This window comes from Rhodococcus sp. NPDC003322, from assembly GCF_053589555.1.
On record NZ_JBSFSC010000001.1, the window covers coordinates 96,034 to 108,904 of the forward strand.

The 12,871-nt window shown below is 69.4% G+C and carries 9 protein-coding genes and 1 pseudogene; 4 read left to right on the plus strand and 6 right to left on the minus strand.

What is annotated here, in order from left to right; translation table 11 throughout:
- Window positions 1-98: 98 nt before the first annotated feature.
- Window positions 99-1,402 (plus strand): annotated as a pseudogene (locus ACWDUM_RS00480) (MFS transporter).
- Window positions 1,403-1,621: 219 nt separating this feature from the next.
- Window positions 1,622-2,878 (plus strand): lipase family protein, encoded by a 1,257-nt coding sequence (locus ACWDUM_RS00485; RefSeq protein ID WP_450132473.1) that lies wholly within the window; start codon window positions 1,622-1,624, stop codon window positions 2,876-2,878.
- A gap of 31 nt (window positions 2,879-2,909) precedes the next feature.
- Here the strand turns inward: ACWDUM_RS00485 and ACWDUM_RS00490 are convergent, their stop codons facing one another.
- The 4 genes from ACWDUM_RS00490 to ACWDUM_RS00505 all read right to left on the minus strand — a co-directional run bounded on the left by ACWDUM_RS00490 (window position 2,910) and on the right by ACWDUM_RS00505 (window position 8,268).
- Entirely contained in the window at window positions 2,910-4,544 is a 1,635-nt protein-coding gene (locus ACWDUM_RS00490; RefSeq protein WP_450132474.1) for an MFS transporter, read from the minus strand.
- A gap of 56 nt (window positions 4,545-4,600) precedes the next feature.
- On the minus strand, window positions 4,601-5,590 hold the full coding sequence (locus tag ACWDUM_RS00495; RefSeq protein ID WP_450132475.1) for a linear amide C-N hydrolase: 990 nt from the start codon (window positions 5,588-5,590) through the stop codon (window positions 4,601-4,603).
- A 316-nt stretch (window positions 5,591-5,906) separates the two neighbouring features.
- Window positions 5,907-6,911: a zinc-binding alcohol dehydrogenase family protein gene (locus ACWDUM_RS00500; protein WP_450133297.1), complete on the minus strand. Its 1,005-nt coding sequence runs from the start codon at window positions 6,909-6,911 to the stop codon at window positions 5,907-5,909.
- Between the two features lie 193 nt (window positions 6,912-7,104).
- The gene (locus ACWDUM_RS00505) at window positions 7,105-8,268 is read right to left on the minus strand and encodes an RNA-guided endonuclease InsQ/TnpB family protein (RefSeq protein ID WP_450132476.1); all 1,164 of its coding nucleotides are present in this window, start codon (window positions 8,266-8,268) and stop codon (window positions 7,105-7,107) included.
- A gap of 119 nt (window positions 8,269-8,387) precedes the next feature.
- On the opposite strand from ACWDUM_RS00505, the gene ACWDUM_RS00510 reads away from it, so the two are divergent.
- Window positions 8,388-10,499, plus strand: coding sequence for an MMPL family transporter (locus ACWDUM_RS00510; RefSeq protein WP_450132477.1), 2,112 nt, complete (start codon window positions 8,388-8,390; stop codon window positions 10,497-10,499).
- A 46-nt stretch (window positions 10,500-10,545) separates the two neighbouring features.
- Here the strand turns inward: ACWDUM_RS00510 and ACWDUM_RS00515 are convergent, their stop codons facing one another.
- On the minus strand, window positions 10,546-11,460 hold the full coding sequence (locus tag ACWDUM_RS00515) for a sucrase ferredoxin (protein WP_450132478.1): 915 nt from the start codon (window positions 11,458-11,460) through the stop codon (window positions 10,546-10,548).
- A 45-nt stretch (window positions 11,461-11,505) separates the two neighbouring features.
- Entirely contained in the window at window positions 11,506-12,024 is a 519-nt protein-coding gene (locus ACWDUM_RS00520; protein WP_450113451.1) for a hypothetical protein, read from the minus strand.
- 24 nt (window positions 12,025-12,048) lie between these two features.
- On the opposite strand from ACWDUM_RS00520, the gene ACWDUM_RS00525 reads away from it, so the two are divergent.
- The gene (locus ACWDUM_RS00525; protein WP_450132479.1) at window positions 12,049-12,870 is read left to right on the plus strand and encodes an AraC family transcriptional regulator; all 822 of its coding nucleotides are present in this window, start codon (window positions 12,049-12,051) and stop codon (window positions 12,868-12,870) included.
- The last annotated feature ends 1 nt before the right edge of the window (window position 12,871 follow it).

Sequence of the window (12,871 nt, forward strand, 5' to 3'; positions counted from 1 at the left end):
ACCACCCGGCCCGGATCACCCCTTCCGGGTGAACCACCGGCCTCCATGCCGCGAGCACACTGTCGGACAGCCGTCGCGTGACAGAGGGGGCCGACGAAATGACCGACGAGACCCGGACCGTCACCCCGGACACGGCGCCGAGCCGGCGCTGGGTCTCCCTCGCTGCCATCTGCACCGCCGCCGGGCTGGTGTGGCTGGCCTTCGCCGACCTCGGGGTGGCGATCCCCACGATCGCGGACGACTTCGGCGCGGACCTGTCCGCGCTGTCGTGGGCCAACAACGCGTTCAGCCTCGTGACGGGCGCCCTGGTGATCGCCGCCGGCAAGTTCGGGGACGTCTTCGGCAGGCGTCGCATGCTGCAGCTCGGCATCCTGCTGTTCGCCGGGTTCTCCGTCGTCGCGGCGCTCGCCCCCGACGTCGGCACGCTCATCGTCGGCCGCGGACTGATGGGCATCGGCGCGGCGCTGATCCTGCCCGCGACGCTGGCCCTGATCCCACCCCAGTTCTCCGGGGCGGCGCAGCTGACCGCGTTCGGGGTGTGGCAGGCCGTGGCGTGGGGCGGGCAGGCCGTCGCGCCCGCGATCGGCGGGGTCATCACCGACACGGTGGGCTGGGCGTGGCTGTTCTGGATCAACGTGCCGCTCGGACTGGCCCCTTCGACGGCGCACTGACCGCGAACCTGACGATGAACCTCGCCTACGCCGGCCTCAGCTACCTACTGGTGTTGTGGCTGCAGAGCGCCCGCGGCTACAGCGCGGTGCAGGCCGGGCTGCTGATGCTGCCGGCGGTGATCGGCATCTTCGCGTTCATCCCGCTCGGCAGCAGGCTCGAGGCGACGCGCGGCGCACGATTCCCGGTCCTGGTCGGACTGGTGGTGATGGCCACCGGTTTCGCGATCTTCGCGCCGCTGCACTCGGATTCGAGCATGTGGCTGGTCACGGCCGCGCTGATCGTCATCGGGCTCGGCCTCGGCCTTCTTTCGACCCCGATCTCGAACACCGCGGTCGGTGACGTCCCTGCGACACTGGCAGGAACCGCGGCCGGGGTGTTCAAGATGTCGAGCATGGTCGGCGGGGCGCTCGGCGTCGCGGTGCTCACCGCGTTCGCCCGCGGCTTCACCGTCGCCGGCAGCCGGGAGGCGATCGACGCGGCGGGCCTGACGCCTGACGACGTCGACCAGGCCCACCGCGCTCTGGTCGACTCGTCGTCCTTCGCGGACGCCCTCGCCTCCCTCCCCGCCGACCTCGCCGGGCACGTCACCGCCGCGGCCGTGGACGCCTTCTCCACCGGTGTGGGTCGGACGATGATCGTCACCGCAGTACTAACCCTCGCGATCACCGGCATGGTCGGGTTCCTCTGGCCCCGCCGCCCCGGCACCGACGGCGGGCCGGATTCGCCCTGACCCAGCACCCTCACCGTGGCGGTGGCAGGTTCGCTCGGCCCTCCCGCGCATCTGACACTCGAACAGGATCTGTCCAGTTTGCTCTTGTCGATCCGGTTACCGATCGGTAATCTCCCTGCGCGACGTGACAGCCATCACGTCCACACAGGGGAGGTTGAACAGGTGCAGATGACGAGGACGCGGACCGTCGCACGAGCGGTGGCGGCCGTATCGGTGACCATGGCCGTCTCAGCAGGAATCGCTCCCGCTGCGCAGGCGACGACCGACCCCTTCTACACCTACACCGACGGCACCCCCCTGGCCGCGATCGAACCCGGCACGGTCCTTGCGACCCGATCGATGCCCTACCACGTCGCGAGCCTGCCCACCCCGGTCACCGCGGTCCAACTCGTGTACCGCACGACCGACGCCCAGGGCCGACCGACCACCAACGTCACCTCGGTGCTGAAGCCGCCCGCCGGCGTCGACCCAACCAAGGCCGTTGCCTACCAATCGTTCTACGACTCGATGAACCCGGCCGACAGTCCGTCGCGCGCGATCGCGGGGGACTTCTCCTTCGGCGGCGCGGTCAACGCCTCGGAGGCCCAGTTCCTCGCCGTACTCCTCGCCCAGGGGTACACGGTCATCGTCGCCGACACCGAAGGCCAGAACGCGGATTTCGCCGCCGGACCCGAATACGGCATGAACACCCTCGACTCCATCCGCGCGGCCACCCGCTCAACCGAGACGGGCCTCGACGCCGGCACCCGCGTCGGACTGTTCGGCTACTCCGGTGGGGCCATCGCCACCAACTGGGCCGCCGCACTGGCGCCCGACTACGCCCCCGACGTGAACGAGAACCTCGTCGGCGCGGCCGAAGCCGGGGTGCTCGTCAACCCCGCACGCAACCTGACCTACATCAGCGGCAGCACCGGCTGGTCCGGCGTGGCATTGATGGCGATCGCCGGTATCGCGCGCTCCTACGACATCGACTTCTCCGAATACCTCAACGACGAGGGCAAGCGGCTGTTCACCCGGATCCAGGACGCGTCGATCGCCAACGTCCTCTTCCAATACCCCGGACTGACGTGGCAGCAGCTGGTCAAGCCCGAGTACGCGGACCCGGCGAGCGTCGAACCGTTCATGACCGCGGCGGCCAAGGTCAACCTCGGCCAGGCCCCCACCCCGACGGTTCCGATGTTCATCGGCCAGGGCGCCAACGGAGTCATCGAAGGCACCCCGGGCGACAAGCCGAACGTCGGCCCCGGCGACGGCGTCATGGTCGCGGGCGACGTGCGCGCCCTCGCCCGCCAGTACTGCGCCACCGGCAACACCGAGATCCGGTACGCCCAGTACGACGGACTGAGCCACGTGCCCACGATGGCCGCCTGGGCGCCGGAGGCATTCATCTGGCTGGGCGACCGCTTCGCCGGGCTGCCCGCTCCCACCGACTGCGGCGCGATCGCGCCGGGGAACGACCTCGAGACGCGACCCTGATCGGCCCGGCGCGCGCTGCCGACGAAGCCGTTCACTCCTCCTGTTCCCGACGAGCGGGCAGGTGCCGGAAGGTCACGATCGGCAGCAGTACGGCCAGCCCGAGCACGAAGAGGCTCGCGCGCAGGGCGACCAGTCTGGATTCGACGTTGATCCCCACCGCCCGGTCGAGCTGCGCCGTGGTCAGCTCCAGTCCGGCGAGACGGCCGCGGAGGTCGTCGTTCTCGACGAAGCTGACCGAACTGGTGGTCACCTCGATCCTGCTGTCGGACCGCAGATCCGGGTCGTCGGCGACCCGGTTCGAGGCGGACTGGGCGAGCACGGCCATCAGTACGGCTCCCGCGACGGCGGTGCCGGTGCAGAGCCCGAGGAAGTTCGCCATACCCCGTGCGCTGCCGATCTCGCCGGAGAGCGACGGCGGGCTGGTCTCCATGAGAAGGGCACTGCCCGCACTCAACCCGACTCCGATACCGAGACCCAGGCACACCTCGCTGGGCCAGGTCCACCCGCCCGACCACTGGTTCGAGATGGTCAGTGCCAGCAGGATCACCGACGCGGCCGCGAGCACGTGGGCACCGGTCAACAGCCGGCGGCACGCGACCAGCCTCATCAAAACCGGTGTGGCAGCGGCAGAGACGAGCGCGGCCAGGGAGATCGGCACCAGCATCAGAGCCGATCCCATCGGGCTCTTCCCCAGCACCATCTGGGTGTACAACGGCAGCAGGTAGCTCACGCCGGCCATCAACAGGTTCACCGCCACCAGACCACTCAGGCAGGCGCGGTTGAGCCCCGACCCCCAGACCTGGGGATCGAGCAGGGCCGTCCGGCCGTCGTCGAGCAGGGAGTGCTGGCGGGCCGCGAACACGTGCAGGACAAGGACCCCGAGCAACAGCAACGCCAGTACGGGTGACAGGCCGAGCACGCTCACCGGCGCGGACTCGGCGGCGAGGAGAAGGCCCCACGACCCGATCTGGTTGATCGCGGCGACCAGCAGGAGCACACCGACGGCGGACAGCGCGATGCTCGTCTTGTCGATGGTGCCCGCGAACGGCGTTCGGGGAAGGACGACGCGGAGCGCGATGACGATCGTTCCCGCGATGACGACGAGCAGGAGCAGGAAGGGCGCCCGCCAGCCCCAGGTCTGCACGAGGAATCCACCGGCCAGAAGCGCGAGCGCGGCACCGATACCGGTGGTGCCCGCCAGGATCGACACCGCAACGGTGCGCTGAGTGCCCGAGTAGGCCTGACCGAGAATCGCCAGCGCGTTGGGCACCAGCAGAGCACCGCCGAGGCCGGCGACCGCTTCGCCGGCGATCAGCACCGAGACAGCCGGTGCCAGAAAGCAGGTCAGCATGCCGGCCGCGTAGACGGTCAAGCCGAGCAGCTGGGTGTTCCTGGCACCCAGGACTCCGCTGATCTTGCCGCCCGTGACCGTGAAGGCGGCCACGAACACCCCGTACGCGACGATCGCCAACTGCACGTTCGAGATCGTGGTGTCCAGGCCCTCGACAACCCCGCTGATCGCCATCGGCAGCACCGATGCGTTGAAGACCGAGACGAGACCGGTGAAACACACCAGCGCCAGTGGCAACCAGCTCGCTCGGAGGAGAGCTTCGCCCGTGTTCTCAGGTGCTTCCCCGACGAGGGGCTGCTGGTCGGCGGTATCCATGTGTGCACCCCTCGGAGATCATGCAGCCAATGTGAGTGTTCATCCGCTGTCCCGGATCAGGACGGCAGGGTCAGGAACTGCATCGGCGCGGTTTCCTCGAAGCGGCCGGTGACGTTTCCGGCGAGACCGCCCTCGAGCGACGTATCCCCCATCAGGTCGAGCCTGCCCGCAGGCGCACCCTCACCGAAGTCCAGCTTGTCGAGGTCCACCCACACGATGTTGGGCCGGGTGGTCGAGTCGAAGACGTACCGCTTGTTGGTCAGGTCTGCGACGGTCTGCCAAATCGTCTGCGACGCATACGGCTTGTCGGGATCGGGGATCCGGAAGGGCTGCGCGGCGTTGCGGATGACGCTGAACATTCCCGCGACCGCCTCGACCTCGGTCTTGGGTTCGGGCAACCGGCCCACGTAGTAGGCGGCGCGCGCGAAGCGGTCGGCTGCGAGCGTGGTCCCGGGCAGGGGCTTGTCGCCACCGAAGCCGTCGACCTCCTTGAGCAGCTCGAGCTGCTTGTCGTAGGTGGGGGAATTGGTCATCACGCGATACTCGCGGTCGTGCCAGACGGTGGCCTTGCCGTCGATGTACTCGATGATCGCCGAGTCGCCGGTCGCGTCGTCGAGTGCGAGATGCACCGCGGGCACCTCGCCGGTCGCCGGATCTCCGAGCGGTACGACCTGCACCTGGGACTCGATGATCCACGCCGCGGCGTCCGCGACCGTGGAGAAATTGTCCAGGAAGTACTGCAGCCAGACCGCCATGCTCAGGCCCGGTCGCGACGCGTCATGGGTGCCGTACTCGGATTCCGCGAGCCAGAGGATGTGGCCCGCCAGTCCCGCCTCGTTCATGCCGTCCACGGTCATCATGTCGAACGCACCGGCGACGACACTGCCGTGCTTCGCGGTCCAGGCGAGCGAACCGCCGACGCCGTCGTTGCGCTCGATTCCCCGGGGGAGCGACCACAGATTCGTCCCGGTGTCTCGGTGATAATCCATGTTGCGCCCGACGAGCACGGCTCCTGCGGCGTCCGGCCAGATCACCCTCGTACACATAACTCCACCTTCCGTAACCGTCGAAAGAACCGGCATTCTTCGTCGAGATTCGAAACTGGGTTTGCCGAACGATAACAGGGACATCGGCGTCACGCGCCGCTTCACTGCACTCCCCGGGCGCGTCGCCACCGCCCCACCACACGGTCAATGCCGTTACGACACGCGAGGATTGACCTCGAGATCGCGGAGTCGCCGTCCCCGGTCCACTGCCCGGGGAGGCGCGGGGGGGCTCGGGCAGGGCGGCGCCGAGAGATTGCGGAAGGGGGCGACACCGTGGCAAACGGGCCTGGCCGCACGCACGCTCGCTCGACCACCGTCAGCCGGCGATGAGCACGGCCGCCCCCACGACTCGACCCTCCCTCAGATCGGTGAGCGCGCGATCCGCCTCGTCGAGGGTGTAGGCGTTGGCGGTGACGAGAAGCCGGTGGCGACCGGCGAATTCGAGGAACTCGCGGGCGTCGGCCCGGGTGTTCGCGGTGACCGACCGCAGCGTCCGCTCCTGGAACAGGTGCTGCTGGTAGTTCAGCCGCGGCACGTCGGTCAGGTGGATGCCTGCGACTGCAAGGGTGCCGCCGCGGTCCAGCGCGGCCAGCGCGGGCGGGACCAGGGTACCGACCGGAGCGAACAGAATCGCCGAATCCAGCGGCACCGGTGGCGGATCCGACGGGCCCTGCACCGACGCCACGCCGAGTTCGAGAGCCAGTCGCTGGGCGCGCTCCCCCCGTGTCATCACGTGCACCTCGGCGCCGCGGGCCAGGGCGACCTGGGCGGCCAGGTGCGCGCTGCCGCCGAATCCGTAGATCCCCAACCGTCCCCCGTCCGGGACCGCCGCACACTTCAGGGCGCGGTAGCCGATGATCCCGGCGCACAACAGTGGCGCCAGCTCCTCGTCCAGGTAGCCGTCCGGCAGCCGGTGTGCGAAGGCCGCGGGCACCACCGCGTACTGCGCGTAGCCACCGTCGACGTCCCAGCCGGTGTATCGCGAATCGGGACACAGGTTCTCGTCGCCGCGCAGACAGTAACGGCACACTCCGCAGGTGCCGCGCAGCCAGCCGATGCCGACCCGGTCCCCCAACCCGAACCCCTCCCCGGCCCGGTCGCCCCAGCCGACGACCTCCCCGACCACCTCGTGCCCGGGTACGACGGACGCCCGGTGCACCGGAAGATCGCCCTCGGTCACGTGCAGGTCGGTGCGGCACACGCCGCACACCAGGACCCGGACGAGCAATTCGTCCGGCGCGGGCTCGGGAACCGGCATCGTCAGCTGGGCGAGCGGCCTGCTGCGCATCGGTCCGGGCTCGCGCACCCGCCAACCGGTCATCGTGCCGGGGAGGTTCACCCGTCCACTGTCCCCCGATCGTCGGCCGTGCGCCACTCGTGAACAACGCCTCAGGATCGCCTCAGGATCCCGTCGGTAGAGTCATGGCGCTCGTGCCCCCTGACCCGACCACACGACCTGACGAGGATGCCAATTCATTAACGCCTCTCCTGCCTGAAGGCAGAAGATTTCCGACTCAGACCGCAACCACACCACCACCCGGGGGGAGGTAATCCGCTTGACTCACGTCGTCGACACCGGTGTGGCCACGCTCCGCCACAGCCAGAACCACCCTGGCAGCGTTCCGATCCCGACACGCGGTGTGCCCGCACGCACAGCACCGGAAAGTCCGTTCATCGAGTTCGAGGCGTTGCTTGGCTCTCGCGAAACACTTCGAACACGTCATGCTCGTGTACGCGGGCCGCACCAACACCACCTTCCGGCCGGCCCGCCTGCCCTGCTCGATCAACTCCCGTTTCACCGTGGCGACCGCGGCATCCGCGGCCTTCCGTGCCATCGTGGATTTCGCCAGAAACTTGGGTTTGAAGTCCTCCACCGCGATGAGGTGATGTTCGTCGACGACGGTTCTCGCCCAGATCCTGCCGTGGTGCCGGTTCTGCCGGACCGCCTTCTTCTGCACCTTCGCGGCGCGCGTACGGGCCTGCCGGTAGCCCTTCGACGGGGCGTGCCCTTTCCCGCGGCTGCGTCGCGCCATCCGGCGCTGCGCTTTCGCCAACTCCGCCGCGCACCGATGCCGGTGCCCGTGATGCGGCAGATCGAAACGCTCCTTGGTGGCCGTGGCGGTACGGGTCACACCCCAATCGATCCCGACACCACTGTCCGGATCGGCCACCGGGATCGGCTCGGCTCCGCGGGTCACCACGAACGAGGCATACCAATGCCCCAACGAATCGCGGGTGATACGCACGCTCGTCGGCTCCGACGGCAGTGCCCGCGACCACACCACAGGAATACTCACACCTTTGGGCAACACCAACCGGCCGTCACGGATCCGGAACCCGCGACGGGTGTACTCGAGCGACGGCAAGGATTTCTTCCGCACCTTGAAGCGGGGTCGGCCCCGCCCTTTGACCGTGAACGAGTCCTCCAACGCCTTCGCGTAGGTGCGCAGCATCTGCTGCTGGGCCACCTGGGAACCGTCCCGCAGCCACGACGAGCGTGCCCGGGCTTCGGTCAACTGCTTACTGAGTTTCGCAAACGTCGGCTGAACACCAGAACTGAACCGGTGGACGGCTTCGTTCCACAGGAAGCGGCAGCGATGCCACTCCTCGAGCAAGGCATGCTCGGCGGTGGCTCCCGGCCGCAACCGGTAGTTGTAGCGCACCACCTCGATCCCCATGCCCGGCACGCTAACCGACCCCACTGACACGTTTCCTCGACATCACCATCACACTTCTGGAAAGGAGGCCGGCGCTTCCTCTCCCTCGTGAATGAGGGAGTATCCGCGCCGAGTATCAGATGACGCGCTGGGCCGAATTCGTTGTCGCAAGGAAGTGGTGGGTACTGGCGCTGGCCGTTCTCATCGTCGTGGCCGCCGGTTTGTGGGGGCTCGGGGTGTTCGGGAAGATGAGCCAGGAAGGCTACTACGACCCGAACAGTGAGTCCGCGCAGGTCAGCATGCTGGTCAGCCGCGAACTCGGTCCACAGTCACCGGACATCGTGGCGATCTACTCGGTTCCCGAGGGCAGGACCGTCGGCGACATCGGCCCGGAGGTCCAGCAGACCCTGGCCGACTTCCGGCAGGACTGGCCCACCCGCTCGGTCACCTCGTACTGGTCCCTGGACCCGGCGTCCGCGAAACCGCTGCTCTCCGAGGACGGCACGAAGGCACTGGCGACCGTGTTCGTCGACTGGGACGCCGGCCCCACCGTCGCCGACCTCGAGGCGATGCAGTCATCGTTGAGCCCGCCGGGCATCGAGACGCAATTCGCAGGCGGCACCCTCGTCGGGCATTCGTTCAACCAGCACCTGCAGAACGACCTGGTGAAGGCGGAGGCGATCGCGTTGCCGATCACCCTGTTGCTGCTGGTGGTCGTATTCGGCACCGTCACCGCCGCCGCGATCCCGGTGTTCGTCGGCATGCTCACCGTGTTCAGCGCCCTCGGCACGCTGCGCCTGCTCACCGAACTCACCGAGGTCTCCTCGTTCGCCCTCAACGTGGCGTCGCTGCTCGGCCTCGGACTGGCGATCGACTACGGCCTGTTCATCGTCAGCCGGTTCCGCGAGGAACTCGCCGGCGGCAGTGAGCCCGCCGCGGCGGTGCAGCGCACGGTGCTCACCGCCGGGCGCACGGTGATGTTCTCCGGACTGCTGCTGGTGTGCGCGTTCGCCGGAATGCTGGTGTTCCCGCAGCCGGTGATCCGCTCCCTCGGATTCGGCGCGATCGCCGCGGTGACGAGCGCGGCACTGCTGTCACTGACGGCCGTCCCGGCGCTGCTCGCGATCCTGGGTCACCGGGTCAACTCCCTCGCCTGGCGTCGCGGCGCCGTCGAACGCGGAGAGGAGCGCGCCGCCCGGTTCTGGAGCCGGGTCGTGACCACGGTGATGCGCCGACCGGTCGTCTTCTCCGTCACGATCATCGCCGGCCTGCTCGTGCTGGCCTCGCCGCTGCTGCGCGTCGCCCTCGGCGAGGTCACCTACACCGTGCTGCCGAAGGACGACCCGTCCCGGATCGCCGCCGAGACCCTCGCCACCGAATTCGACTCCGCGGGTACCGGGGCGAGCGTCCTGCTGCGCGGCCAGGACGGCAACCCGCCGACCACCCCGCAGCTGACCGAGTTCACCCGCTACGTCCGCGATCTCGACGGCGTCGCGCAGGTGAAACTGGCCGCGTCGCCGGGCGATGTGTCGATCCTGACCGCCACGTTCACCAACGACGTCCCGCCGGCCGACACCGTGAAGGCACTGCGCGCGATCGACCCGCCCGCGGGAACCGAGGTGATGGTCGGTGGCGGCGCAGCCCTCACCGAGGACACCAACTCGTCGATCGTCAGCCACCTTCCGCTGATGCTCACCATCATGGTGGTCTCGACGCTGGTGCTGCTGTTCCTCGCGTTCGGATCGGTCGTGTTGCCGGTCAAGGCGGTCGCGATGGCCGGACTGAGCCTGGCCGCAACGTTCGGCCTGCTCACCTGGATCTTCCAGCTCGGCCATGGTGCAGACCTGCTCGGCGTCACCCCGAACCCGCTCGAACCGACGTTCGTGGTGTTGATCCTCGCGGTCGTGTTCGGACTGTCCACCGACTACGAGGTGTTCCTGATGTCGCGGATGGTCGAGGCCCGTGAGAACGGCGCGAGCACGGAGGAGGCCGTCCGCATCGGTACCGCCCGGACCGGCCGGATCGTGACCGCGGCCGCGGCGCTGCTGATCATCGTCACCGGCGCCTTCATGACGTCGGGCCTGTCGATCATGCGCTTCCTCGGGGTCGGCATGATCATCGCGTTGATCGTCGACGCCACGGTGGTGCGGATGCTGCTGGTGCCGTCACTGGTCAAGCTGATGGGCGAGGCGAACTGGTGGGCCCCGGCGTGGATGCGCAAGATCCACCAGAAGGTCGGCATCGGCCACTGAATCGCCAGGGCGCCTGCGGCGCTCGCGCAGCGGAGCTGGCCTCTGCTCACCGCGCCGTGCGGGTCACCTCGCCGGCGACGAGTGCGCGCACCGGCTTCGCCTCGGCGCCGCAGCTGGCCGGACGCGGCGGCAGGTCGGCACCGGTGACCGACACGCTCCAGGACCGGCCGTCCCGGTGCCGGACCACCGGGCACTCCGGCGGCCCCGTCACGACCAGATCGGATGTCCCCGCCGAAACCTGGTCGCGGACCGCGATTTCCGCGACCTGCTCGGCGGGCGACCAGCAGCTGCGGCCGCGCAGGCCGGTCCGGTACACCTCGCCGCGGCCGGCGGCTTCGACCGCCGCCACGGACTCCTCCGGGGAGAGCCGCCCGTAGGTGTACCCGGTGGGCAGCAGGATCAGCGACGGCGCGAAACGGTGCCCGCCGGTGTGCGAGCACTCCCACACCGCGTCCCCGAACTCGGCGGCCAGCTCCGCGGCGACGGGCCTGCCGAGCACCGCGCAGCACTGGTCGCGTTTGCCGTGCGCACACACCAACGCCACCGGGTCGGCGACCTCGGTGCCGAGCCCGGGCGCCGCGGGTGTCACGGTCAGGTCCAGATCGAGCAGGTCTTCGGGCTCGGCGACCTCGAAGCGTTCGCACCAGGTGCCGTCCGGGGCGGACCGCGCGAACAACACCGTGCGGCGCGAACCGACGACGGTGCGGCCGGGCCGCCGGATCAGCATCAGCCGCACCCCGGACGCCTCGGTGTGCGCCTGCAGGCGCGGTGACAGGTCGAAGCCGAGAGCCTGACCGGAGAACACGTCCCGCCCCCACGGCCCCGGATGTTCGAGGCACAGCCAGGCGGTCACCTGCGCGGCGGTACCCGGCAGCGGCTCGTCGAGCGCGGACAGCGCCGAACAGGTCCGCTGCTCCGGCACGGTCGGGTAGATGTCGTCGGTCGTCGTCGCCTGGCTCACCCGGCCCATTCTGCCCCCGGCCCCGGCTCCCCCGCGCGACCCGGCTCAGTGGCGACGGCCGGTCGCCATCCGCGCCCGGACTCGCACGAATCCCTGCGCCAGGTAGGCGAGCGTGCCGATGCTCAGCACCCACTTGGTGGTGCTGACGGCCGTGATCGCCCGGACCCGGGCGTCGGTGACGGCCTCGCGGTGGTCGAGCAGGTGCAGGTCGACGACGTTCTCGACGTAGTCGCACGCCGCCGCGACCACCGGCGCCACCCGCAGGGCGGTCCGGGTGCCCGGCGACAGGTCGGTGAGCTGCGCCAGCCGGGCACCGCCGGTGTACAGCGCGGACGCGTAGATCACCGGATGCACCATGTCGGGTGCGAAATGACTGCGGAACCGTGCGGTTTCGGTCTCGTCCATGCTGTCGAGGACAGCGCGGTACCGGTGCGCGGACAGCGCGGTCTGGGTGGCGAGCAGCTTCGACCCCGCCGGTCCGAGCAGCCGGATGATGTTCGCCTGGGAGAGCACGTACGCGGCTGCCCAGCCGATGAGTTTGCCGTCGAGCGCGGTGAGTGTCACCCGGCGATCCTAAGCTCGGTGATCGTGACCGACAGGGCGAACCAACCGCGCGGAGTGCCGGAGGCGATCGTGCGACCGGACGAGGCCGCGCAGACCATCACCGTGGCACGACGCTTTCCCCGAGAGTCGTTGCGTCCGTTCGTCGAGTACCTGTGGATCGTGCACTGGACGGAGCCGGGCAGCCGCGACCAGCAGGTGCTCCCACAGCCGAAGATCCACCTCGCCGCCGAGCAGGGCCGCCTGCTGGTGCACGGGGTGAACCGGGCACCGTTCCACCGGACGCTGACCGGCACCGGGCACGTGATCGGGGTGGCGTTCCGGGCGGGCGGATTCCACCCGTTCCTGCGATCGAGTGTCGGCGCGCTGGAGGGCACGGTGCAGCCGGCCGGGCCGCTGGTGGGCCGCGACGACGCGCCCGTCGCCGCCGCCGCACTGGGCACCACCGACGACGACGAGATGACCGCACTCGTCGAGGACTACCTGGAACGTTGTGCTCCTCGACCCGATCCGACGGTCGACGAGGTGGACGGGCTGGTCACGCTGATCGAGACGGACCGCTCGCTGCATCGGGTCGATCAGCTGGCGACCCGCACCGGAACCGGCGTGCGAACCCTGCAGCGATTGTTCACGGAGTACGTCGGAATCGGACCGAAGTGGGTGATCCAGCGGCATCGACTCCTCGACGCGGCCGCGCAGGCGCACGGTGGAACGCCCGTGGTGTGGACCGAACTCGCCCACCAGTTGGGGTTCAGCGACCAGGCGCACCTCGTGCGCGCGTTCACCGCCGCGGTCGGCACCCCACCGGCGACCTACGTCCGTCAACTCGGCGGGCGACGGCGGGGCTAGG

Coding starts and splice junctions, on each gene's coding strand:
- ACWDUM_RS00485 (WP_450132473.1), top strand. CDS start 1,622: ATGGCCGTCTCAGCAGGAATCGCTCCCGCTGCGCAGGCGACGACCGAC.
- ACWDUM_RS00490 (WP_450132474.1), bottom strand. CDS start 4,544: ATGGATACCGCCGACCAGCAGCCCCTCGTCGGGGAAGCACCTGAGAAC.
- ACWDUM_RS00495 (WP_450132475.1), bottom strand. CDS start 5,590: ATGTGTACGAGGGTGATCTGGCCGGACGCCGCAGGAGCCGTGCTCGTC.
- ACWDUM_RS00500 (WP_450133297.1), bottom strand. CDS start 6,911: ATGACCGGTTGGCGGGTGCGCGAGCCCGGACCGATGCGCAGCAGGCCG.
- ACWDUM_RS00505 (WP_450132476.1), bottom strand. CDS start 8,268: ATGGGGATCGAGGTGGTGCGCTACAACTACCGGTTGCGGCCGGGAGCC.
- ACWDUM_RS00510 (WP_450132477.1), top strand. CDS start 8,388: ATGACGCGCTGGGCCGAATTCGTTGTCGCAAGGAAGTGGTGGGTACTG.